Origin of the sequence: Bacillus cereus group sp. BfR-BA-01309 (assembly GCF_022664315.1) — a bacterium.
GTDB lineage: Bacteria > Bacillota > Bacilli > Bacillales > Bacillaceae_G > Bacillus_A > Bacillus_A mobilis.
In genome coordinates, this window is record NZ_JAKUHE010000004.1 from 100,592 (window position 1) to 124,097 (window position 23,506).

Consider the following 23,506-nt stretch of genomic DNA (forward strand, 5'->3'; position numbering starts at 1 on the left):
AAGAAAAAAGGAGTGGGTAATTCACTCCTTTTTTTCACGACATGGATTTTAAAATCCTCATTTGTCAATTGATTGTTTAATCAAGTTTAAACTGTATTCTACTTAATTCTTTGAGCGATTGGATGGTTATCTTTTAGTTGTAACAAATCCCATAAATTACCATATAAATCCTTAAATACTGCAACTATTCCATATTCTTGCTCTTTCGGCTCTCTCACAAATTCTATTCCTCTTGAAATCATTTCATTATAATCTCTCCAAAAATCGTCAGTATTTAAGAAAAGAAAAACTCTGCCGCCTGACTGGTTACCGATAAAGGAATCTTGCTCAGGTTTAGATGCTCTAGCCAGTAATATTGTGGTGCCGACTGAACCAGGAGGAGATACCACTACCCATCTTTTGTTTTGCTCTGGCTGATATATATCTTGGACTAATGTGAAATTTAGTTTCTTTGTATAGAACTCTATTGCCTCATCGTAGTCTTTTACTACCAATGCAATATGAACTATTGATTGAACCATTATTATCCCTCCTATTATTACTGAATAAGCAAATTATAGTATAACATTTCTTGCTTTCATCTATCTATTAGCATAATAACACAGGCTCTTGTTTTTCTTCATTTCACATACTTCACTATAAACACAAGACAAACAATCACTACAACAGCTACTGCCAGCACATATGGCGGTAAGAACTTCAAAGACCATAATGCCATCATGATTGTCGCAACCGTTAAGTATGTTTGCTTTGCATCTTCTGTCATTTTTTTACGAAGCAAGAACACATACAAATAACCGATTGGGGGCGTGATAAAGCAAAGAACATATATGATTTTAGATTTTAAATACCATTTTTGTTCTCCGAGTTTCTGTATGTCTTCTTCTATTCTCTTATGCTCTTGTTCTCTCGCTTCTTCTACAAGCGGATCTTCCTCTTCTCCTCGCTTTTCTTTCATATAAGGAAGAAAGTGCATGAAAAAATAGTATGCAAATACAAACGCTCCAAATCCAATATCTAATCTTTCTAATGGAATATGCTCACTAAAAAAAACAGCAGTAAGCGATAAAGACAAACAGTATGTCATCATCCAAAAGGAACGTTTTCTCTTTTTCCGTTCCATTTCTTTTTTATTTTGTACATGTTTTCTTTTCGAAAGCCATATCGAAATACAGCAATCTACTACAAATAGAATAAAGATAAATATCCCAACGTGTACTGTTTCTACATCCTCAAATGAAAAGATAGTTGGGAATGCACCGTGTAATACGATTAGCGTGTACAAAATTAACCCTACAAAATAAATACGTCTCATTTTCCATTCCTTTCTTATTTCCTAACTTTAGGTTAACATACATTTTTTAGAAATAGACGGACAAAATATATATGTTTAAAAAAGGAGGATGCTATATGGATGATTCTGAACGTATTATTTTAGATGTAAATGGAAAAGAAATTGAAATGTTAGAGACAATTCGTGCACATTTTAAAGAGACACAAGGAATTGAACTAAGTAACGGTGCATTACTACGAGATTTAATGGATATTGAGTATATTCGAATTACGGAAGATCGACATAAATATGATTAATCGATACATTATAAGCCTGGAGCACATTGCTCTAGGCTTACTTACATTCACACGAAAAATGTTATAATTAGGAAAAAGTGTGGAGGATACGAAAATATGAAATCTGAAAATATATCAAAACATTTTCATACATTACATGTACAAAGGAACGAGTTCCTTCCTCAGCTCCATTCACTATCACAAGAAGAACTATGGTATAGAACAGCGGACAAAAAATGGTCTACTGGTGAACACTTTTATCACTTATATTTAATTGCAAAGATGCTCAAAATAGCGATTAAATTCTCTTTCACTCTTATCCCTTATGCAAAACTAAGAAGAAATGCCCCATTTGCAACTGACATACATGACATTTATGCCGAATATAAAGAAAAGCATGGCAAAGGAATGAAAGCTCCTTGGATTTTAATCCCCTCAAAAAAAGTCTATCACTCTATGAATGTAACTGAATTAGAACAATTACTTACACGTGAAACAGATGAAATAAAAAAGCTCGTTCAAAATATAGAAGAAAATATTGCAGGACATATCGTATTTTTAGATCCAATTGCTCACTACCCTAACCTGATTCAATCTATTCAACTATTAGCGATACATGAAAAACATCATTTTATGATTATGAAACATAACTATGAAATGATAGATACTCCCCTAAAAATCTAAATACAAAAAGGTAAGGTACTTTTCAAAAAGCACCTTACCTTCTATATTATGCATCATTTAATACCTACAAACTCTACAATTAATCCCTTCGCCTTCTCCAAAGCTTTTTCAATTTGCTCAAACCCTGTTCCGCCAGCACTGTTACGACGCTTTACAGCTGCATACGGTGAAAGAACTTCATACAAATCTTCTTCAAATAACGAACTCATTTCTTTATACGTTGCAAGTGGTACATCTAATAAATAAATTCCTTTTTGTGTGCAGTGTAGCACTAGCTTCCCAACAATTTCATGAGCTTGACGGAATGGTAGTCCTTTACTTGCTAAGTAGTCAGCAATTTCTGTTGCGTTAGAAAAATCTTTGGTTACAGCTTGCCCCATCTTTTCTTTGTTGACAGTCATCGTTTCTAGCATGCCTGCCATAATATGAAGGCACCCTTCTACTGTTTTTACTGTATCAAACATTCCTTCTTTATCTTCTTGTAAGTCTTTATTGTACGCGAGCGGTAATCCTTTCATGACTGTAAGTAAACTAAATAAATTACCGTATACTCTGCCAGTTTTACCACGAATAAGTTCCGCCATATCTGGATTTTTCTTTTGCGGCATAATGCTGCTTCCCGTTGCGTATTGATCGCTCATTTCAATAAATTGAAACTCTTGGCTACTCCATAAAATAAGTTCTTCGCAAAAGCGTGATAAGTGCATCATGAGCATAGATGAGTTACTTAAAAACTCCAGTATGAAATCACGATCGCTCACTGCATCTAAACTATTTTCATAGATTCCATTAAATCCAAGAAGTTCCGCACTATATTCTCGGTCAATCGGGAATGTTGTCCCAGCTAACGCTCCTGCTCCTAATGGCGAAATGTTAATGCGCTTTAATGAGTCTTCATAGCGATTCACATCACGCTCTAACATCCAAAAGTAAGCGAGAATATGATGTGCAAATGAAATTGGTTGGGCACGCTGCAAGTGCGTATAACCAGGCATAATGGTTTCAATATTATTTTCTGCTTGATGAACAAGAACAGTTTGCAATTGTTTTGTAGCTTTTATAATATGTTCTACTTTTTCTTTTAAATATAAATGCATATCAGTCGCTACTTGATCATTACGGCTTCGGCCAGTATGAAGTTTCCCTCCTACTTCACCGATTTGTTCAATTAACATTTTTTCAATGTTTAAGTGAATATCTTCTGCTTCAACTGAAAAATGTAATTTATTTTGTTTCGCTTCTTCTAATAAATATTGAAGACCCACCTTTATTTTCTCTGCTTCTTCTTTCGTAACGATACCTTGCTTTGCTAGCATCGTTACGTGTGCAATACTCCCGTTTATATCTTGATTTACTAATTGTTGATCGAAGGAGATGGATGCTCCGAACTCTTCAACCCATGCTTCTGCTTCTTCTGTAAAACGTCCGCCCCAAAGTTTGCTCACGCTTCCACCTTCTTTTGATTCACTTGGCTGTATACTTTCGTCGGTAAACCGAATAATGAAATGAATCCAACTGCTGCATCATGGTTAAATTCGTCCTGGGCAGTATACGTTGCTAGTTTTTCATCATATAAAGAGTACTCAGATTTACGTCCTTCTACAATCGCATGACCTTTAAATAATTTCACACGCACTGTACCTGTTACATTCTTTTGCGTTTCTTGTAAGAATGCATGAAGTGCTTGTTTTAAAGGAGAGAACCATAAGCCGTTATAAATAAGTTCTGTTATTTTCTGCTCAATCACCGGTTTAAAATGCGCTACTTCTTTTACGTGCGTTAAATCTTCCAGCTCTTTATGTGCTGTGATTAACGTCATTGCAGCTGGGCATTCGTATACTTCACGCGATTTAATACCAACAAGACGATTTTCTACGTGATCGATACGTCCAACGCCATGTTTTCCAGCAAGTGCATTTAACGTTTTAATTAGTTCTGAAAGTGAATATGCAGTACCATTTAAAGTCGTCGGTACGCCTGCTTCAAAACCGATTTCTACAAACTCTGGTTTATTCGGTGTATCTTCTAATGCCAATGTCATCTCATATGCATCTTCTGGCGGCGCTGCCCATGGATCTTCTAAAATGCCACATTCGTTACTGCGTCCCCATAAATTTTGATCGATTGAAAAAGGGCTATCTAAATTAATCGGAATTGGTACATCATTTTCTTTTGCATAGGCAATTTCTTCTTCACGTGACCATTTCCATTCACGTACAGGCGCAATCACTTCTAAGTAAGGATTTAATGCTTGAATAGAAACTTCAAAACGGACTTGATCATTCCCTTTCCCTGTACATCCATGCGCAACTGCAGTCGCCCCTTCTTGTTCTGCAATTTCTACTAATTTTTTCGCGATAAGCGGGCGTGATAACGCAGAAACGAGAGGGTATTTCCCTTCGTATAACGTGTGCGCTTGCATCGCCATCAATGCATATTCATTTGCAAATTCTTCTTGAACATCAATCATATATGATTTAATTGCACCTACTGAAAGTGCCTTTTCTTTTACAAATGCTAAGTCTTTACCTTCCCCTAAGTCTAAACAAAGCGCGATAATATCATAATTCTTCTCTTGTAACCATTTAATTGCAACGGAAGTATCAAGACCTCCGGAATATGCTAATACCACTTTTTTCTTCTCCATTTTGCATCCCCCTAAAGAATAAATATTCATTTTCTTTTATAATAATTCACACTTTAACACCTTTTACAAAATGTATCAAGAGTCATTTTCAAATTTTTTCAAACAATTCCGTCGAACTTCTTTCTGTTTTTATGTACAATATAAGCAGAACAACGGGGGTGAACTTATGGAAAAGTATTTCTTATACGATGATCATCTAGGAATTGAAATTCCTCATTTACAAGAAGATTGGGAAGATATCCCCGAAAAAATGCAGCATGCTATTTTATTGAAATGGGAACAAGTTCGCGGAAAGATTCCTGATCGAATAAAAGAACTCGAGCATTCTATTAATGCAAAACAGCATCATTTAAATAACGAAGAAGACTTCGAAATTTCTTGCAAACTGAATTCAGAAATTGCCGATCTTGCTTCCATCATTAATGACCTTTGGCTTTGGTATCGCCTCACTCAAAATGTATCTGAGGGGAAGGCACACCAATGAAAAAAGCATGCCCCTCAATTACTTTGGGTCATGCTTTTTTGTCGTAACACGATTTACAATATATTTCTTGTGCTGTTTTCGCCAAACACACATCAAATGGGCCGACTAATATACTTCTTTCTTTCGGCAACTTTACAAAAGCAACTAACTCTTCTTCATATTGAATCTTTTTCTGACATGAAACGCATGTTAATTCTTTTCTTTTGAACATGTCTTTTAGCATATCTTCACTCTCCCCTTCATCTGTCTATATTAATATACTCTCATAATAGTTAAGACTTGTAAAAAAATGACACATTCCAAAGTGAACGATTCATATACTGTGTACAAAAGGAGGTCTAAAATTTATGCGCGCTTTCGTTATTATCGCTTTAACGTTTTTAAGTGTGATTAGCTGGGATACGTTTTTTAAAGATAAAAGTGATGAAAAGAATACAACTGAATAAAAATTCTTCTTTTCTTACTTATTGGACAAACTAAAAACCTGTCCGACTTAGCGAAATAACTTAGGCTTTTCTACAAAAATATTTAAACATAACAATTTTTGTAGATTCCCTCCGTTTATTGTCGGTTTCCATCCGCATACATTTTTTGAAAGTATGATATAATAATATAAATCTTGAAGGAAGGGATTTTGATATCATGATCGCTCGAAGGAGCATGTGGCATCGTATTGACGAATCATACACGTAGCGTATTTTTCAGCTCAGATACTTTGGTCTAGCGAAAAAAATACGAGAGTGGGGAAATTATGATTGCCCGAAGGATAATTTGGCAAAAAAAAGACTCTTCTTACACATAGCGTTTTGTTTAGGACTTAATTGTTACTAGCTAAACAAAACAAAGAAGAGCAGGATTGCTAAATGAAGAATCCTACTCCACGTTTTGTTTAGTCGTTTTAAGACTTAAACTAAAACGAAGGTAGGGAGAATTGATGGACGAGAGGATTATTCGTTATTTCTTCAGCGACATATAGCGTAGTTAGTTTTTTCGTAAACTAACTGAAAGCTACATGTGAGCTCGTAGTTAGTTTACAACACAAACAGGACTACTAACTACGGAAAGAAGGAATAACGATGAGGAACATCCAAAGTCGACAAATTATTAAAGAAATTTTTATGGTTTTAATCGGTTCATTTATTTTAGCAGCAGCGCTATATCACATTCACTTCCAAAACCACTTAACAGAAGGTGGCTTTGTAGGAATTGCACTATTCATCCAAAATTTTTATGATATTTCACCATCTATTTCAACTGTAATTATGGATATCCCAATTATTTTACTATGTGCTTCATTTTTAGGTAGAAAAATGGTTGGCTATTCATTCCTAGGTTCGATTTCATTCGGAGTATTTTATTCTCTTATGGAAAATTATTCTCCATTTACGGTCGATTTATCAAACAATTTATTTATAGCTGCAGTAGTTGGCGGTGCATTAGCTGGTATTGGACTCGGTTTTATATTGCGATTTGGCGGTGCAACCGGCGGGGACGATATTTTAACAATTGTATTAAGTAAACGAACTCGTTTTACAATTGGGCAAATTTTCTTCGTCTTTGACGCGATTGTTCTTGCGCTTTCATTATATTATTTAAATTGGACAGAAATTGCTTTTACTATTCTTTCGATTGCCGTACAGGCAAAAACATTGGATTTAATTTATTATCCAAAAGCAGAGAAGAAAGCAGAAAAGCAACCAGTATCTATTCCAATGTCCAAAAAGCATGCAACAAATTAAAAAAGCGAAAGGCTTCGGCCTCTCGCTTTTTTTACGCTCTTTTTTCCTTCTCGACTATGTGGCGCACTTGATAAAATCTATTTGCAAATTCAGTAACGCTTCTCGTTAAACGATAATTCACTGTAGACCCGATTGCCATTCCAATTACCGGAATACCTTGGAATAATTTACGACGAAGAGCATAAATCGAAAATGTTTTCAAAATTTGTTTTAACACAACTTCAGTAGAAGCTGGTTGTAACACCGCTTCGTCTCCTTCATAAAAGAACGAATCTTCTTGCTCTAACTCTTGCAGTAAATTGTACCATGCATATTGCTGAAGTCTTCCTGGTAGTAATGACGCATGAAACACCTTTAACGCAAGCATCATTTCATAAGGCTTGTTCACATCATGTCCAAACGATGTGGCAATAAGTTGGACAGCCTTCACATTTAACGCAATCATAACTGGAAAATCAGCCGTTAATAATAATAAACCTCCAGCACCCGTTGCTCCGCCTTGTACGAATGAATATAAACGATGTCGTGCTGTTTGCTGCTCTGCTATGTATGTTAACTGATCAATAGATAACGCTTTTAAATCTTCTAGTTGCTCAATCGATTCATCAAATAATCTCGATGTTCCTAAAATACGATTACGCGCATCTAACTGTGATTGTGAACTTTGAATCAATGCATGCAAATGAAAGAGCCATCCATCTGCTTTCGTAAAGAAATCTTGTCGTTTTTTCTCAGGTAATTTCGCAATTGTCGTATGTACCCATTTATCAAACACTTTTTGAAAGTCAGTCGCTTCTTGCTCAACTAATTGCAATTCCCATTCTTTTATATTGTCTAAAATGGCTTGTTCTCGCTTCGATCGCATCGTAACAACCACCTCGTTCGATTTTTTTCTATTGTAACATATTTCTGCTTATTCTTTGCAAATATGCTTGTCTATCTTTATTCACATACCATTTTTTAATGACATAAAATATTAACAAAAAGGATGAGATGAACCACATGAATCTATCCAATATAAAAAAAGAATATAATGCAGTATTCAGCTTAGGACAAAACTGCTGGCCTGCTTGGGCTTTATATCAATTCAAATTATCACCATTTTTTGGTGTTATCGATTTTATGCTAAGCCCTTCATTAGAAAAAGTGAATGTATTATTACAAAATCGATTTGACCGTTTTTTGCAATTCGAAAACTTATCCTTCATCTCATTTTGGGATGATGATGCGAAATTAAGGCTCCGTGATAACCTATATGAAATCGACTCCTGCCATGATTTTAAAACAGATGTAAACACACCAACTTCTTGGCCTTCTTATACAGAAATTAAGTTAAACTATGAGCATCGAATTCATCGTTTTCTAACTACAATTGAAACGGCAGAATCCACATTGTTTATTCGAACGGGAGGAACATACGAAGAAGCACGTTCCTTGGAACACATTTTATCTCAAATAGCTAAACATACATTCTCTGTCCTATTACTCATTCCTGAAGATGTGCCAACTATCACCCAAGACGATTGGGGATTACAAAACATTTGTGTTATAAAATGCCCTATTATGGATGTATTTCAGTATAATGAAGCATTTTGGAGTGACTTATTTGATGGGATAACGATTAGACCACAAGCTTAAATACACGACACCTTTTATTACAAAACACATTATAATCATCCTTATACAAAATAAATAAGGAGTGATTGCAATATGTATCCACGTGCAAAAGCTTTTGGTCTTGCTATACATCAAGGTCGCCTTCTCGTACAAGAATATCATACAGGCGATGAAACATTTTACCGACCTCTTGGTGGATCAATTGAACTTGGTGAAAAATCAGCACATACCGTTATTCGTGAATTTAAAGAAGAGCTTCATACAGAAGTGGAAATCACAAATTATTTAGGATGCTTAGAAAACATCTTTCATCTTGATGGAGAAATGGGTCATGAAATCATTCAACTATATTCTGTATGCTTATTAGACACATCACTATATGAAATGAAAAAATGAATATACAAGATGAGCAAACAGTATCGTATGCGAAATGGATTCCCATTACAACTTTCATTCAGAATGAAAAAGTACTCTATCCAGATGGAATTTTAAACTATATCCAAAAGAAAAAAGACGAAATCCTATAGGATTTCGTCTTTTTTTATATAATATATTAACCAATATCTCCAAGACGTAGTACGTCACGAGCGATCATAACTTCTTCGTCAGTTGGAATTACGATAATTTTTACTGGAGAGTGTGGGAAGCTGATGAATGCTTCTTCACCAAATACGTTATTACGTTTTACGTCGAAGTATACGCCCATGTACTCAAGGCCTTCTAATACGCGCTCACGAATAATCGCACTGTTTTCACCTACACCAGCTGTAAAGATGATTGCGTCTACACCTTTCATACGAGCAGTGTAAGAACCGATGTATTTGTGGATACGGCTTACGAATACATCAAGTGCTACTTTCGCACGGTGGTCGCCTTCTTCTTCTTTCGCAATGATGTCACGTAGGTCACTAGAGTAACCAGTAAGACCTAACATACCACTCTTCTTGTTTAATACGTTAACTACTTCTTCTACTGTTTGGCCTGTTTTTTCCATGATATATGGAATTAACGCAGGGTCAAGGTTACCAGAACGTGTACCCATTGTTACACCAGCAAGTGGAGTGAAGCCCATAGAAGTATCGATAGATTTACCGCCTTCTACTGCTGCGATACTTGCACCGTTACCTAAGTGACAAGAAAGTAAGCTTAAGCTTTCAAGTGGACGACCTAATAATTCAGCCGCACGCTCAGTTACGTATTTATGAGAAGTTCCGTGGAAACCGTATTTACGGATGCCGAACTTTTCATAGTACTCATATGGTAAGCTGTATAGGAATGCAGATTCCGGCATTGTTTGGTGGAATGCTGTATCGAATACTGCTACTGCTGGTACGTTTGGTAATACTTCTTGGAATGCTTTAATACCAACAAGGTTTGCTGGGTTATGAAGTGGTGCTAAATCGCTTAATTCTTCGATATCAGCTAATACTTCATCAGTAATTAAAACAGAGTCAGCAAATTTTTCGCCGCCGTGAACAACACGGTGACCGATACCGCCAATCTCATCTAGAGATTTAACGATTCCGTTTTCAGTTAATTTTTTAAGAAGCATATTAACTGCTACTGCGTGATCTGGAATGTTTGTAATTTCTTTTTGTTTTTCGCCATCTACAGTAATAGTGAAGATACTATCTTCTAAACCGATACGTTCTACTAAACCTTTTGTTAATACTGTTTCACTTGGCATTTCAAATAATTGGAACTTTAAGGAAGAGCTTCCTGCGTTAATCGCGATGATTTTTGACATCTAGTCTTTCGCCCCTTTTTCTCTTGGTAGTTGTGTGGATGTTTCCACAAACCGCTCGATTTTATCTAATTAAATTCACTGCATATGAAAACGTTTCATCATTAGCAAATTTTATACTCACGATTTTAATTTAAACATCGTCCGACATATATTTCAAGTGAAAAAATTGTAACACCAAGAAAAAATATATATTACAGATTTCAAAAAAATTCAGTTAAATCTAGTATATATTTAAAAATATGACATATCATATAAAACTGTACTACCTGAATTACTAACCCTGTTACATATACCTAACCTTATTTATGCGTTGCAAACCAAGTATTTAATTGATCCATAATGTTCTCCATCGCCTTCATGTTGGAGAATTTAGGTAACTCCACTAATAACGCCTGTTTTGGCATCGTTACACTAGGGCCTTTCTTTTGAAGAACAAATATACTTTTTGCATTTTTCTCGTTTTTAAACATGGAAACAGGTAGCTGTAATAACCCTTGAATAAAACATGTTTCTTTAATAAATGCATGTAATTTTGGTGCTTGATCACTTTCAAAGATGAAGTTTGGCACTAGGAAGAATAAGTACCCACCTTCTTTCGTATGTTTCACACTTTGTTCAATAAATAGGTGATGTGCATACGACATTCCTTCATCTGCTTTTAACTTATATTCACTTGCACCGATTTCATTTGGATAGTAACCAATCGGTAAGTCTGAAACGACTGCATCAACCGGATCGATATAAAGTGGCGCTAGTCCATCTTGATGGAAGAATTCGATTGCATGCTTTTGTAAATTCGCATTTACTAAAGCAAGTTTAATTAGCACTTCATCCACTTCTACACCAAACCCACTCATTGCTAGTCCTTCTTTGGCGCTATTAAACACTGTAGTCATTAAGTTACCTGTTCCAATTGCAGGGTCTAACACCGTAATTTCGTTTTGACCTTGCATAAATTTATGGAATAAGTAGCTCATGAACATGCCAACTGCATCAGGCGTCATTTCGTGATTCGCTTGTACGCCTTCTTTCATTCCTTTTAAAATGGCTAACTGAAATGCTTTACGAATTTCTTCACCTTTATATGTTTCTTCATTAAACGTACTATATTCACGATTCAGCCTTTCAATTGCTGACTCAGATAATTCCTCTTGTAAAATCGCTCCTTCAAACAAGTTATCACCTGTTTCTACAAGCGCCTCTAAATATGTTACATCTAATTCTTTACGTAAAACTACCGCAGAAGAATCAAAAATAGAAAATAATGTTTCTACTGTCTGACTCACGTACATTCCTCCTTCTCTCTTTTACACATAACTTATATCATACCACAAAGTGTTTTTTTCCAAAAAGAAAAAGCGACCTCCTGCAAAGAGCTCCCCTTTCAGTTATATGCGATATAACGTTTTTTCTCATATATTGGTACCGTTACGCAGCAATATATGAGAAAAAACGACCTCTTTATAAGAGGTCATTTCCTTCACATTATTTTGCAGACTTAGCTGCTTCTAATGCTGCTTCATAGTTTGGATGGCTTGTACCTTCGCTTACGTACTCTGCGTAAACTACTTTGTCGTTGCTATCTACTACGAATACTGCACGAGCAAGTAAACGAAGCTCTTTCATTACTAAGCCGTAAGCTTCACCGAATGAAAGGTCACGGTGGTCAGAAAGTGTAACAACATTTTCTAAACCGTTTGCTGCACACCAGCGTTTTTGAGCGAATGGTAAGTCAGCGCTAATTGTTAATACTTTCGCGTTTTCAATACCTGCTGCATCTTGGTTAAAACGACGTGTTTGTGCATCACACACACCTGTGTCGATTGAAGGTACAACACTAATTAATTTCACTTCGCCTTTGTATGTTTCTAAACTTACTGGAGATAAGTCGTTTGCTAATACTTGGAAGTTTGGCGCTTGCTCGCCAACTTTAACTTCTGTTCCAACTAAAGTCATTGGATTACCTTTAAAAGTTACGTTTGCCACTTGAAAATCCTCCCTTATTTAAACAAAATATGTACACTGTAAATGATAGTTTGTCCCTATCGATAATGCAAATAAAATCGCTTTATTTACAAAAAAATTAAAGAAGCCAATCCATTGATCAGCTTCTTTATTCGTTAAATTTGAAATTCAGGATCGTCTTCTTTTCGTTTATCCATCATTTCCTTCACTTTATCAACAGCTTGTGGCGCTAATTCAATTATTTTATCGATGACGTGTGTTTGCTTATCTAAATGCAACACTTTTACACCGTCTCCATTTATAACAAGAAAAGCAACAGGATTAATAGAAACTCCTCCACCACTTCCCCCGCCAAATGGATGACGGCCTGCTTGTTCTTTACCAAATTCACTTCCACCAGCGGCGAATCCAAAACTAACTTTCGAAACGGTAAGAATTACACTTCCATCTGCCGCTTTAATCGGATCACCAACAATTGTATTTACATCAGTCATTTGTTTTAAATGCTGCATTGCGGTTGTCATTAAACCTTGAATTGGATGGTCCATTCTATATCCCCCCTATGCTTGAACAGATTTTTCTGTCATACCAGATCTTTGCTTTCTCATAAACATGAGCAATTTCACCGCTGTTTTTACAGTACGGAATATACGAAAAGATGCTGTTAACTCACATCTTGACGCAAATCCTTTCCCTTGAAAAACAGGCGTAATTTCAAATTCTGGTACATCGACAATATGCATATATTGTCCTACAACTCCAGCAGCCATTCCTTTTGTCCCCCATGCATATCCAGTGACAATTCCGGTGCTAGCTGCATCACCTGCACCAATTTGCGTGTGCCATCTCCAACCATTGATTTTCACTCGTTTGAGAAAATCTTTAACAATAGTATGAACTTCTTGCAGCTTTTTTATCAGCTCCCCCATACTATCAAGTTGCGCTATAATTTTATTATCTAATCCGCCGTCCTCTTCAGCTTTCTCGATCTTTTGTCCTGTCTTCTTCTGTTGCTTTTCAATTCTTTCCAATACATCGAATGTATATCGAATCATCCATATTTTCACTTGAAACAAACATTGCTTTTCCATTTCTGAATATAAAAATGTCACTTTAAGCTTTATTTTCGACAATAGTATAAGCAAAATAAAAAGGAGAAGAATTATTATTCCAATTGCGAGCCACTTCATACGTATCATCCTTTCACTCCGTACCCATTATCGACAAGTTTATTCATCATTAAACAGAATCTCATAAGATTGAATATAAAAATTTTTCTAAAAATAAAAGGGTTTTTGACATTTTATATCGAAATATATTATTTGAACATATCTTCACGGACCTATTTGGATGATATGTAGCACGAAAAACAGAAAATTTAACTGCAGTGGAGGGATACATAATGGCAGATCGTCGCAATTTATTTTTCTTTTATGGTGATGACAAAGCAACGCTCGTTGAACAAATGAAACCAATCTATCGTATTTTGGAAGAGAATGGATTCACCATATTAGATCATCCAAAAAATGCAAACGCTATCGTCAGTGTTGGAGATGATGCAACTTTCTTACAAGCCGTTCGTAAAACTGGTTTTAGAGAAGATTGCTTATACGCAGGGATTTCTACGAAAGATGAAATTTCGTTCTACTGCGATTTCCATATTGATCACGTTGATACAGCCCTTCAAGAAATTACAAAAAATGAAATTGAAGTGCGAAAATACCCAACAATTCAGGTAGATGTAGATCACAGTACATCTTTCCATTGTTTAAATGAGTTCTCATTACGTTCTAGCATCATTAAAACATTCGTTGTAGATGTTCACGTTGATGATCTATATTTCGAAACATTTAGAGGGGACGGTTTAGTTGTTTCTACCCCAACAGGAAGTACAGCTTACAATAAATCATTACATGGTGCCGTTGTTGATCCGCTTATCCCATGCTTCCAAGTAAGCGAACTAGCATCATTAAATAACAACACATATCGTACGCTCGGTTCACCGTTCATTTTAAATCACAAGCGTACACTAACTTTAAAACTAAGACCAGACGGTAACGATTATCCTGTTATCGGTATGGATAATGAAGCGCTTAGCATTAAACAAGTAGAAAAAGCTGTTGTACGCTTAAGCGATAAACAAATTAAAACAGTTAAATTAAAAAACAATTCCTTCTGGGAAAAAGTACAGAGAACGTTTTTATAGCATGAAAAAACCGCCGCATTATGATAATGCGGCGGTTTTTTATTTCTCTCGCTATCGGTCAATATCGGTAGATTTTGTCGGTAATTCGATATAATTTCACACATCTTTCCTATACACAATCTTCCCATCAATTACGGTCATTTCTGCTTGTACTTCTTTTATTTCTTCAGCCTCTATTTCAAAAATATTGCGATCTACTATCGTAAAATCTGCTTCATATCCTTTTGCAATTTGTCCTCGCTTCGCTTCTTTTCCGATTGCATAGGCACTTCCTGTTGTAAATAAAGAGACAGCCTCATATACCGTTAATCTCTCTTCTGGCATATAACATATACCGTCAATAAAACTTCTGCGTGTAACAGCGCTATATATGCCTAAAAACGGATTCACTTGTTCAATTGGCGCGTCAGATCCACCATTGCAGTGTAATCCTGCTTCCAGTAACGTCTTCCAAGCGTACGCATAACGAAGACGATGCTCTCCTAGTTTTTCAATAACTGATGGAAAATCTGATGAAACAAAAACTGGTTGTATATCAATAATGGCCTGTAAGTTTTTCATTCTCTCAATCAACTCTTCACGAGCGAGCTGACAATGAATAATACGGTCACGTAATCCTTCTGCTGGTGGATATAATTCAAGTGCATCAATGACATATTCTAGCGATAAGTCACCGATTGTATGAATCGCTACTGGCATATGTAAATCTCGTGCTTTTTTCACTAACTCCGCAAGCTCTTTGCGTGAGAAGATTGCAACTCCATTTGTTTCCTGCGCATCTTCATACGGTTCACTTAATAAAGCTGTTCTTCCACCAAAAGAACCATCAGAAAAAATTTTCATCGCGCCAAATTCAATATAATGCTCATTTTCATATTCTTTTCGTTCATGTGCTACTTCATGGTGAACGAGTAAATGTGCTTTAAATGGCATTTCCTTTATAACATGAGAAAACGCATTGTGCGTTTTTCTAAAACCACCGTAATAATTTAAATCTTCCGTATGCCCACCAACGAGACCATATTGCCAGCAGTCTTTAATCGCTGTTTGCAAAGCGCTTTGTAAATAAGCTTCATCAATTTCTGGCTGAACATATTTAATTAACTCTTGCCCCTGTTCATATAAAAGTCCTGTTAAATTATTTGACGCATCACGACCAATTTTTCCGCCTTTCGGGTCTTGCGTCGCTTCTGTTATGTTCGCTTCTTGCAGTATGTATGAATTCACCCATGTTACGTGACGACAAACGCGTTTTAATAAAATGGGGTGTTCCTTCGAGATTTCATCTAAATCTTTCACATGAACATCTTTCGTATCTATAAAGTTATTTTCATTCCATCCTTCTCCAATAACCCAAGACCCCTTTGGAGCTTCTTCCACTCGCTTCCGCACGAGAGTCAGCACTTCGCTATAAGATGTGCAGTTTGATAAATCTAGACGGAGTAACCTCTCTCCATGCCCAATAAGATGCATATGACTATCAACGAGACCTGGAATCATCGTTTTGCCTTCTAAATCGTGCAATTTAACCGCAGCATATCGGTCTTCTAACCCTTCTTTACTCCCGACATCAACGATCATATCGTTTTCAACATAAACAGCGTCTACTTTTTCATTTTCTTCTCGCATCGTGTAAATGGTGCCACCATACCAAATTTCTCCCATATACTCATCCCCCTTTTCCCTCTAGTCTACGAAATTCATTCGTATAAAAAAAGCACCATTTCGATTAAAAATGGTGCTTTTCCAAAAATTATTTTTGTTCAGTAGGATTCGTTGTAATTTGCCATTCAATGCTAAATTTATCTTTAAGTTGTCCGTATGCTGGGCTCCAGAACGTTTCTTGAAGTGGCATAATAACTTCTCCGCCCTCTTGTAACTTTTCGAATACTTCTTTCGCTTTTTCTGCATCACTAATTTGAATTGCAATTGTTACTTGAGATCCGATTGCATGCCCTTTACCTGGGAATGTATCAGAAATCATAAGGTCCGTATTACCAACTTTTAAAGTAGCATGTAAAACGCGCTCTTTTGCTTCAGCTGGAATCGGATATTCTGGATTTTCAGGCATGTCACCAAAAGTTTGCATGACTTCTACTTTTGCATCTAACGCCTCTTTATAAAACTGTACAGCCTCTTGCCCACCACCATCTAAAACTAAGTACGGATTGATACCTAAAATCATACGGACACCTCTTTTTTTAATTTATAAAATCGAACTTACGTTCGTTTTTTATAATACCATACGGTTTACAGTTCATTCAACTATTTTCGAAATTATTTTGATGGAATCTCCATCTCTTGTTTTCTAAGTTCAATACGGCGAATTTTTCCGGAAATCGTTTTTGGTAGTTCATCTACAAATTCAATTTTGCGAGGGTATTTATATGGTGCAGTAAGTTCTTTGACGTGTTGTTGGAGTATTGGAATTAATGTTTCCTCGTTCTTGTCTATATTCTCTCTTAATACGATAAATGCCTTCACGACACTTCCACGAATTTCATCAGGGCTTGCAACAACTGCGCACTCTCTTACGTAAGGATGTTTTACAAGTGCATCTTCTACTTCAAACGGTCCGATTGTATAACCAGAGCTAATAATAATATCATCACCGCGCCCTTCAAACCAGAAATAGCCGTCTTCATCTTTCTTCGCTTTATCACCGGTAATATAATAATCACCGCGAAATTGCATCGCTGTGCGCTCATCGTCTTTATAATATTGTTTAAAGAGGGCTGGTGTTTCAATGTGAACTGCAATATCACCAACTTCTCCTACCTGTACCGGCATACCTTCCTCGTCTACAATATCAACGTGGTTGCCTGGCGTTGGTTTTCCCATTGATCCTGGTCTAATATCCATCCCTTTCATTACACCAACAAGCAATGTATTTTCCGTTTGCCCATAGCCGTCTCTTACTGTAATATTAAAGTGCTTTTGGAACGTTTCAATGACTTCTCTATTTAACGGCTCACCTGCGGATACAGCGCTATGTAACGCCTCTAAATTGTACTCACTTAAGTCTTCTACTTTTGCCATTAATCTATACTCAGTTGGCGTACAACAAAGTACATTCACCTTATTCTCACCTAATAAATTTAAATACGTTTTTGGTTCAAACTTACCGTGATATACAAACCCTGTTGCTCCTGATCCAAGAGTTGCTACAAACGGACTCCAAATCCACTTTTGCCAGCCTGGACTAGCTGTTGCCCACACAACATCATTCTCTTCAATTCCGAGCCAATTTGGAGCGCTCGTACGTAAATGAGCGTATGCCCACGCATGCGTATGAACAACACCTTTTGGATTTCCTGTCGTTCCTGACGTGTAAGATAAAAAGACCATATCTTCTTTATCTGTCTTCGCCATTTCTAACAGGTCACTTTCTGTTTCTAACGCTGTTTTCAAATTAATCCATCCATCTACTGACTGCTCGCTCAGAACGAATTTTTGAAGAGACTCCATCGCTTCTATATCATCAAACTGGCCAATGTACGGCTCATAACTTACGATCGCTTTTACTTCCCCGTGCTCGATTCGATATTCAATATCTTTTTTACGTAACATTTCCGAACTTGGAATTACGACAAATCCTGCTTTAATTGCAGCGATATACGTCATGTACGCTTCAATTAAACGTGGCATCATGATAAGAAGCTTGTCCCCTTTTTGTAGACCACTCTTTATAAAAGCGTTTCCAATTTTATTCGCACCTTGCATTAACTCAGTGTATGTAACTTCTCGTCTATTCCCTTTATCATCTTGCCAAATTAAAGCAAGCTTCTCTTTATCACCTGTATATTTCTCTATTTCAGAAACTAAATTATAAGACGGCGGCGCCAACAATTCTTCTCTTTTCATACAATATCCTCCTCCATTTCTATGCCTCCCTTATATAATAAAGAATTTTCAGTTAATTTTGAACCCTCTTCTTTTGACAAATTTTTTATGTCTATGTCGAAATAAAGTGAAACTTTAATCAGTGGGGGTTTTCTTCATCCCCCACTGATTATTAGCTCTCACCAATCGGACTTTTATGGGCAGCCCGATCCCCACCTAACTTCTTTGCTTTCGCTGAATTTTGAGGTGGGGGTCTTACTGCCCATTAAAGCGGGATAAATGTATAACGGTGCAAACAACAAAAAGAAAGAGCGGGAGAACCCGCTCTTTCTAAGCCATCATATATGGGATTATTTTTGGAAACCGCCTAATTGTTGCTCAGCTAGTGAAACTAGACGTTTAGTGATTTCGCCACCAACAGAACCGTTAGCGCGAGATGTTGCATCAGCTCCAAGTTGAACACCAAACTCTTGAGCGATTTCGTATTTCATTTGATCTAATGCTGCTTGAGCACCAGATACTGCTAATTTATTGTTGCTTGCCATGTTGTATCACCTCCTTGTGAGTATAGAGTGTGATAAACAACATGACTTCATACACGTTTTAGATATGGTAATTTATGGTTTTAGAAAAGTTCTTCGAATTTTTCTTCTTCCGCCACTACTTCTACCGTTTGTAATACCATTGTTTCTTTGTTCGCTACAGCTTCATCGATTAATGGTGTGAAATCATATTTCGCTTCAAAACGATTCGCTTTTTCACGCTTCGGCTTCGTCGCTGGGCTTGCTGGTGTGAATACTGTACAGCAATCTTCGTATGGACGAATTGAAATATCATATGTGCCGATTTCTTCAGCGATTTTAATAATTTCTAATTTATCCATCGTAATAAGTGGACGAATAACTGGATAGTTTGTTACTTCGTTAATTGTATGCATACTATCTAATGTTTGGCTTGCTACTTGTCCAAGACTTTCACCAGTCGTGATTGCAAGTGCATTACGCTCTTCTGCGATACGCTCTGTAATACGCATCATCATACGACGCATAACTGTCATTGAATAGCTAGATGGAATTTCTTTATTAATCGTTTTTTGCACTTCTGTAAATGGAACAAGATGAAGCGTTACACGTTTACAGTACTTCGTTAACTCTTGTGCTAAATCGATTACTTTTTGTTTTGCACGCTCGCTTGTGAAAGGTGGGCTATGGAAGTGGACTGCTTCCACAGACACGCCGCGTTTCATAGTTAAGTACGTTGCTACTGGGCTATCGATACCACCAGAAAGAAGTACCATTACTTTTCCGCCAACGCCTACTGGTAAACCGCCAGCTCCCATATGCTCACCGCACATAATATATGTGTAACCACTGCGAATTTCTATACGTACATTCACATCTGGATTATGAACATCTACTGTGATATCCTCTGTGTTTTCTAAAATGTGCCCACCGATTTCTGGAAGTAACTCCATCGTCTTCATCGGGAAGCGTTTATCAGAACGGTGCACTGTAATTTTAAATGTTTTCACATCGCCTTTTACTTGTAAGAAAGCTGCTAATGCACCTTTTTTAATATCTTCTAATTCTGATGGTACTTTCATCGCTAAGTTAAACTTATGAATACCAAATACATCTTTCAATCTTTCAGAAATTGCTTCATGGTCTTCGCCATTTAATTGGATGTACATACGATCATGTGTTGCATCGATTTTAATATTTGGAAACTTTTTCAGTTTGAACTTTACGTTATCTTTTAATGTGCTTACAAATTTAGAACGGTTCTTACCTTTAGTCGTCATTTCTCCATAACGAACTAAAATATATTCATATGTCATCATATTCCTTTACCTCATCACTTCATGTAATTTTGGCATCGTCTCTTTCACAATACCTTCAAATTGTTTTACTTCTTCCATCGTGTTTTCTGGTGCCAAACTAATGCGAATAGCACTTGCAGCAGCGGCATGTGGTACTCCCATTGACACTAACACTCTGCTCACTTCATTTGCTTTTGAAGAACAAGCAGACTTCGTCGATACATATACACCGTGCTCTTCTAAAGCATGAACGACCACTTCTGGTTTTAAACCAACAAATGATACATTTAAAATGTGCGGTGCTGCATATGCAAGCGACGTATTGATCGTTACATCTTCCATCTCTTTAAAGAAACGGACAAGCTCTGTTTGTAAATTGTGCAAATGAGCTATCTTTTCCTTCACTTGTTCCATTGTCATGCGAAGTGCTTTCACCATCGCTACAATACCAGGTAAGTTTTCTGTACCAGAGCGATACTTAAGCTCTTGTTGACCACCTGATAAAATTGGATCTAACCTTACGCCATCACGCACATAAAGAAGACCCGTTCCTTTTACACTGTGGAATTTATGTCCAGATATTGAGCAAAGATCAATATGAGAAGCATATAAATCAAGCGGTACTTTTCCTATCCCTTGTACATGGTCCACATGGAATCTTATTTTCGGATAGTTCGATAATAACGTTCCAATTTCAGCAACAGGCTGAATTGCTCCAGTCTCGTTGTTCACGTGAATAATTGACACAAGAATCGTATCTTCACGAAGTGCTCGTTTTACATCCTCTACCGATACAACACCATGCTCATTAACCGGTAAATATGTTACATCAAAACCGAGATCTTCTAACTGTTTATATGCTTCAAACACAGACGCGTGTTCAATATTTGTTGTAATGATATGTTTACCGCGCGAACGATTCCTCATCGCTATTCCTTTAATCGCAAGGTTATTCCCTTCCGTTCCACCTGATGTGAAAATAATCTCAGAAGGTTTAACGTGAAGAAGCTGCGCTGCAATCGTTCTTGATTGTGTTAATAGACGCTCTGCCTCTCCTCCAAGCGAATGAATAGAAGAAGGGTTTCCAAAATATTTTCCAGCAACCGTTACGTACGATTGAAGGGCTTCTGGATATGGCTTCGTCGTCGCACTATTATCAAAATAGATCATCGTTCTTCCCCTTTCAGCGCTATCACATCATATAATCATATCACAAATACGTGTCATTACGCTAAGACTACTAAAAGGTTCCGTTATATTTTAAAACGAATAACCTTACTGTATTCCGCTATTCATTATAGCAACATCGTCCCTAAAATTACACAAAAAAACAAACCCTTATGAAAGGGTTTGTTGATTGTCTACATATTCAGCTATTTTTTGAACAACGCCAGGTTCAAGTTGCTCTAGTACAGAAGCCGCTTGTTCTAAAGCTGCATCGTATTGATATTCACGGAATAATTTCTCCGCATAGTTTAAGCTCTCTGCAAGGTTCTCATCATGACTGCGGTAACGATTACCGTATTGAATTAATTTTTCAACTAAATACGCTTGTCCAATTAACTCTTCTGTCATTTCAGCTACACCATTAACAGTTGTGTATGCTTCTTCTAAACTGCTATTTACAGCGTTCATATTTAACGGTTTCACTTCTAATTGTTCATATACAGCTTGCATTGCCATTTGTCCTCTTTTTAAATCTTCCATAATGCTTTCTGGAAGACCTGGCAAATTCGACTTTTGCATAAAACGTTTCGTTTCAAAAATGATATTTCGCATTTCTTGCAACTTCTCACGCGCTTCAAATTCCTCTTTACGCATCGTTTGCAGCATTTCTTTATATTCTGCATGAAGTACTTTTAACGTTTCACATTGCTCATAAACCTCTTCTAGTTCCTCGCGAATAATAGAGAAGGCAATATCTTGTTCCGCAACGCGTAATTGCAGCATTTCAAAACGTTTCGTTAAAATATGCATTTGCTTTTCAATTACTTTTTGAGACTCAATGTCCTTATCTTGTAGCTGATAACTTTGTTTCACAAGTTGTGTTTCTGCTTTTGTTTCAATCGTTTCAGTACGAATTTCTTCTAAGTCTTCATAAACAGCAAGTGTTTTTTGCTCCACATAATGTCTCGCATGTACTTCCTGTTCCAGTTGATCATAGAAGCCATCTAAACGCGTTTTTAAGTTTTCTACTTTTTCAGCAGCTTCTGTTATATGAAGCTCTTGTATATCCATTAAACATGTGTGTAGTTGTGTCGTCATATCACGAACTTCTTTAGGGATTTCCAAATACTCTAATACATAACCTTGTCTTACCATATCATTATGTCCGTGTAATAAATCTTCCAGCTGAACTGGTAACGTCGCTTGGCACTCTACCAATAAATCTGGAATTTGGTGAATAATGATTTCTAAGCTTGCCAAACCTTCTTCTAAACTAATAACAATTTCTCTCGCTTTTAAATAGTCGCCATTATCTGTTGCCTCTTCAAAGCTCTTAAACTTATTAGATTCAGCATCTAGCATCTCTTCGATTTTCTGCTCTGCTGCTCCATACATATGTCTATGAGCAAGAACACTTTTCTTCATACTACGATATGTATCACGTAACTCTTCAATTTCCGAGCTATTTTTTTCATGGCTTTCTAACAATTGCTGTAATTCATTTAAAATGTCTGTAATACGATTATCAGCGTCATCTAAACCACTTATGGATTCATTCATCGCATGCTTTGCTTTTCGGAAGGAGAATTGCGAGGCGAATTTTCGCGCTTGCGCTAAATCTTTGTCAGCTTTCGGAAGGGTTGTTGATACAATCTCATCCCATTCTTCACGCCATTTACCAAACAGTTCTTCTGTTTGACCCGTCATGTTTAAATCTTTCACCCGTTTTAGTTCATCTGCCACAGGTTTATCTTTTATCTCTTGTTTCCACTGCTCCAGTGCTTCAATATCTTTATATGAACGATTTCTTATCACAAGCTCTATCATGAGCAGCACTAGAATAGAGCTTACTACAATGATAACGATCGTCAGGATAGAATCCATGCAAAAAAGCCTCCTAGTTATATCTCTTTTTTTGTCCGTTCCGTTTATGAAATGGAAGGCATTATGTATAAAAAGGGAATCCCCCTATATTTAACAACTAACAATGTACTAATCATACCATGTAATGGCTTGTTT

Annotated in this window: 24 protein-coding genes and 1 pseudogene; 7 read left to right on the top strand and 18 right to left on the bottom strand. The window is 36.6% G+C overall.

Going from position 1 to position 23,506, the window contains the following annotated elements; all coding sequences use genetic code 11:
• Positions 1-98: 98 nt before the first annotated feature.
• Together MR115_RS09570 and MR115_RS09575 are read right to left on the bottom strand one after the other, a co-directional pair.
• Entirely contained in the window at positions 99-521 is a 423-nt protein-coding gene (locus tag MR115_RS09570; protein ID WP_063260720.1) for a VOC family protein, read from the bottom strand.
• 98 nt (positions 522-619) lie between these two features.
• On the bottom strand, positions 620-1,315 hold the full coding sequence (locus MR115_RS09575) for a hypothetical protein (protein WP_097865059.1): 696 nt from the start codon (positions 1,313-1,315) through the stop codon (positions 620-622).
• A gap of 95 nt (positions 1,316-1,410) precedes the next feature.
• Between MR115_RS09575 and MR115_RS09580 the strand changes: the two genes are divergently transcribed.
• Positions 1,411-1,590, top strand: a complete 180-nt coding sequence (locus tag MR115_RS09580; RefSeq protein ID WP_141438533.1) for a ProA domain protein — start codon at positions 1,411-1,413, stop codon at positions 1,588-1,590.
• A 96-nt stretch (positions 1,591-1,686) separates the two neighbouring features.
• A complete protein-coding gene (locus MR115_RS09585; RefSeq protein WP_097865061.1) occupies positions 1,687-2,253 on the top strand; it encodes a DinB family protein in 567 nt (188 codons plus the stop codon).
• A gap of 53 nt (positions 2,254-2,306) precedes the next feature.
• On the opposite strand, the gene argH is transcribed toward MR115_RS09585, so the two are convergent.
• Together argH and MR115_RS09595 are read right to left on the bottom strand one after the other, a co-directional pair.
• Positions 2,307-3,698 (bottom strand): argininosuccinate lyase, encoded by a 1,392-nt coding sequence (gene argH / locus MR115_RS09590; RefSeq protein WP_097865062.1) that lies wholly within the window; start codon positions 3,696-3,698, stop codon positions 2,307-2,309.
• Positions 3,695-4,900, bottom strand: coding sequence for an argininosuccinate synthase (locus MR115_RS09595; RefSeq protein WP_000412317.1), 1,206 nt, complete (start codon positions 4,898-4,900; stop codon positions 3,695-3,697). Before MR115_RS09595 ends, argH begins: the two co-directional genes overlap by 4 nt.
• A 166-nt stretch (positions 4,901-5,066) precedes the next feature.
• Between MR115_RS09595 and MR115_RS09600 the strand changes: the two genes are divergently transcribed.
• On the top strand, positions 5,067-5,384 hold the full coding sequence (locus tag MR115_RS09600; RefSeq protein ID WP_063245305.1) for a hypothetical protein: 318 nt from the start codon (positions 5,067-5,069) through the stop codon (positions 5,382-5,384).
• A 28-nt stretch (positions 5,385-5,412) separates the two neighbouring features.
• Here MR115_RS09600 and MR115_RS09605 read toward each other — a convergent pair whose 3' ends face one another.
• Complete coding sequence (locus MR115_RS09605) at positions 5,413-5,607, bottom strand: hypothetical protein (RefSeq protein ID WP_000910292.1); 195 nt, start codon at positions 5,605-5,607, stop codon at positions 5,413-5,415.
• An 853-nt stretch (positions 5,608-6,460) separates the two neighbouring features.
• Here MR115_RS09605 and MR115_RS09610 point away from each other — a divergent pair.
• Positions 6,461-7,123 carry a YitT family protein gene (locus MR115_RS09610; RefSeq protein ID WP_001244511.1) on the top strand — a complete coding sequence of 221 codons (663 nt, stop codon included), beginning with the start codon at positions 6,461-6,463 and terminating at the stop codon, positions 7,121-7,123.
• A 31-nt stretch (positions 7,124-7,154) separates the two neighbouring features.
• On the opposite strand, the gene MR115_RS09615 is transcribed toward MR115_RS09610, so the two are convergent.
• Positions 7,155-7,988, bottom strand: a complete 834-nt coding sequence (locus tag MR115_RS09615; RefSeq protein ID WP_098870209.1) for an EcsC family protein — start codon at positions 7,986-7,988, stop codon at positions 7,155-7,157.
• Between the two features lie 137 nt (positions 7,989-8,125).
• On the opposite strand from MR115_RS09615, the gene MR115_RS09620 reads away from it, so the two are divergent.
• Together MR115_RS09620 and MR115_RS09625 are read left to right on the top strand one after the other, a co-directional pair.
• The gene (locus MR115_RS09620; RefSeq protein WP_098870208.1) at positions 8,126-8,761 is read left to right on the top strand and encodes a DUF1796 family putative cysteine peptidase; all 636 of its coding nucleotides are present in this window, start codon (positions 8,126-8,128) and stop codon (positions 8,759-8,761) included.
• A gap of 72 nt (positions 8,762-8,833) precedes the next feature.
• Positions 8,834-9,267, top strand: a pseudogene (locus tag MR115_RS09625) (NUDIX hydrolase).
• A 26-nt stretch (positions 9,268-9,293) separates the two neighbouring features.
• Here MR115_RS09625 and ackA read toward each other — a convergent pair.
• From ackA to MR115_RS09650, 5 genes are all read right to left on the bottom strand, one after another.
• Positions 9,294-10,487 (bottom strand): acetate kinase, encoded by a 1,194-nt coding sequence (gene ackA / locus MR115_RS09630; protein ID WP_000034572.1) that lies wholly within the window; start codon positions 10,485-10,487, stop codon positions 9,294-9,296.
• A 299-nt stretch (positions 10,488-10,786) separates the two neighbouring features.
• Complete coding sequence (locus MR115_RS09635) at positions 10,787-11,773, bottom strand: class I SAM-dependent methyltransferase (RefSeq protein WP_000084362.1); 987 nt, start codon at positions 11,771-11,773, stop codon at positions 10,787-10,789.
• A 199-nt stretch (positions 11,774-11,972) separates the two neighbouring features.
• Positions 11,973-12,473 (bottom strand): thiol peroxidase, encoded by a 501-nt coding sequence (tpx, locus tag MR115_RS09640; RefSeq protein ID WP_097818379.1) that lies wholly within the window; start codon positions 12,471-12,473, stop codon positions 11,973-11,975.
• Between the two features lie 134 nt (positions 12,474-12,607).
• Positions 12,608-13,000, bottom strand: a complete 393-nt coding sequence (gene ytfJ / locus MR115_RS09645; RefSeq protein WP_063260710.1) for a GerW family sporulation protein — start codon at positions 12,998-13,000, stop codon at positions 12,608-12,610.
• 12 nt (positions 13,001-13,012) lie between these two features.
• Positions 13,013-13,651: a DUF2953 domain-containing protein gene (locus MR115_RS09650; protein WP_242240992.1), complete on the bottom strand. Its 639-nt coding sequence runs from the start codon at positions 13,649-13,651 to the stop codon at positions 13,013-13,015.
• Positions 13,652-13,854: 203 nt separating this feature from the next.
• Here MR115_RS09650 and MR115_RS09655 point away from each other — a divergent pair, with 203 nt between their 5' ends.
• Positions 13,855-14,658, top strand: coding sequence for an NAD kinase (locus tag MR115_RS09655; RefSeq protein ID WP_097818382.1), 804 nt, complete (start codon positions 13,855-13,857; stop codon positions 14,656-14,658).
• A 96-nt stretch (positions 14,659-14,754) separates the two neighbouring features.
• On the opposite strand, the gene MR115_RS09660 is transcribed toward MR115_RS09655, so the two are convergent.
• The 7 genes from MR115_RS09660 to ezrA form a co-directional block, all read right to left on the bottom strand.
• Positions 14,755-16,323, bottom strand: a complete 1,569-nt coding sequence (locus tag MR115_RS09660) for an amidohydrolase (protein WP_097865065.1) — start codon at positions 16,321-16,323, stop codon at positions 14,755-14,757.
• Between the two features lie 88 nt (positions 16,324-16,411).
• Positions 16,412-16,843 carry a VOC family protein gene (locus tag MR115_RS09665; protein ID WP_097818384.1) on the bottom strand — a complete coding sequence of 144 codons (432 nt, stop codon included), beginning with the start codon at positions 16,841-16,843 and terminating at the stop codon, positions 16,412-16,414.
• Positions 16,844-16,935: 92 nt separating this feature from the next.
• Positions 16,936-18,522, bottom strand: coding sequence for an acyl-CoA synthetase MbcS (gene mbcS / locus MR115_RS09670; RefSeq protein WP_132130970.1), 1,587 nt, complete (start codon positions 18,520-18,522; stop codon positions 16,936-16,938).
• Between the two features lie 329 nt (positions 18,523-18,851).
• The gene (locus MR115_RS09675; protein ID WP_000157912.1) at positions 18,852-19,046 is read right to left on the bottom strand and encodes an alpha/beta-type small acid-soluble spore protein; all 195 of its coding nucleotides are present in this window, start codon (positions 19,044-19,046) and stop codon (positions 18,852-18,854) included.
• An 80-nt stretch (positions 19,047-19,126) separates the two neighbouring features.
• Positions 19,127-20,341 (bottom strand): tRNA uracil 4-sulfurtransferase ThiI, encoded by a 1,215-nt coding sequence (gene thiI, locus MR115_RS09680; protein WP_063260704.1) that lies wholly within the window; start codon positions 20,339-20,341, stop codon positions 19,127-19,129.
• 6 nt (positions 20,342-20,347) lie between these two features.
• Positions 20,348-21,490, bottom strand: a complete 1,143-nt coding sequence (locus MR115_RS09685) for a cysteine desulfurase family protein (protein ID WP_063260703.1) — start codon at positions 21,488-21,490, stop codon at positions 20,348-20,350.
• A 168-nt stretch (positions 21,491-21,658) separates the two neighbouring features.
• Positions 21,659-23,371: a septation ring formation regulator EzrA gene (ezrA, locus tag MR115_RS09690; RefSeq protein ID WP_242240994.1), complete on the bottom strand. Its 1,713-nt coding sequence runs from the start codon at positions 23,369-23,371 to the stop codon at positions 21,659-21,661.
• Positions 23,372-23,506 lie beyond the last annotated feature (135 nt).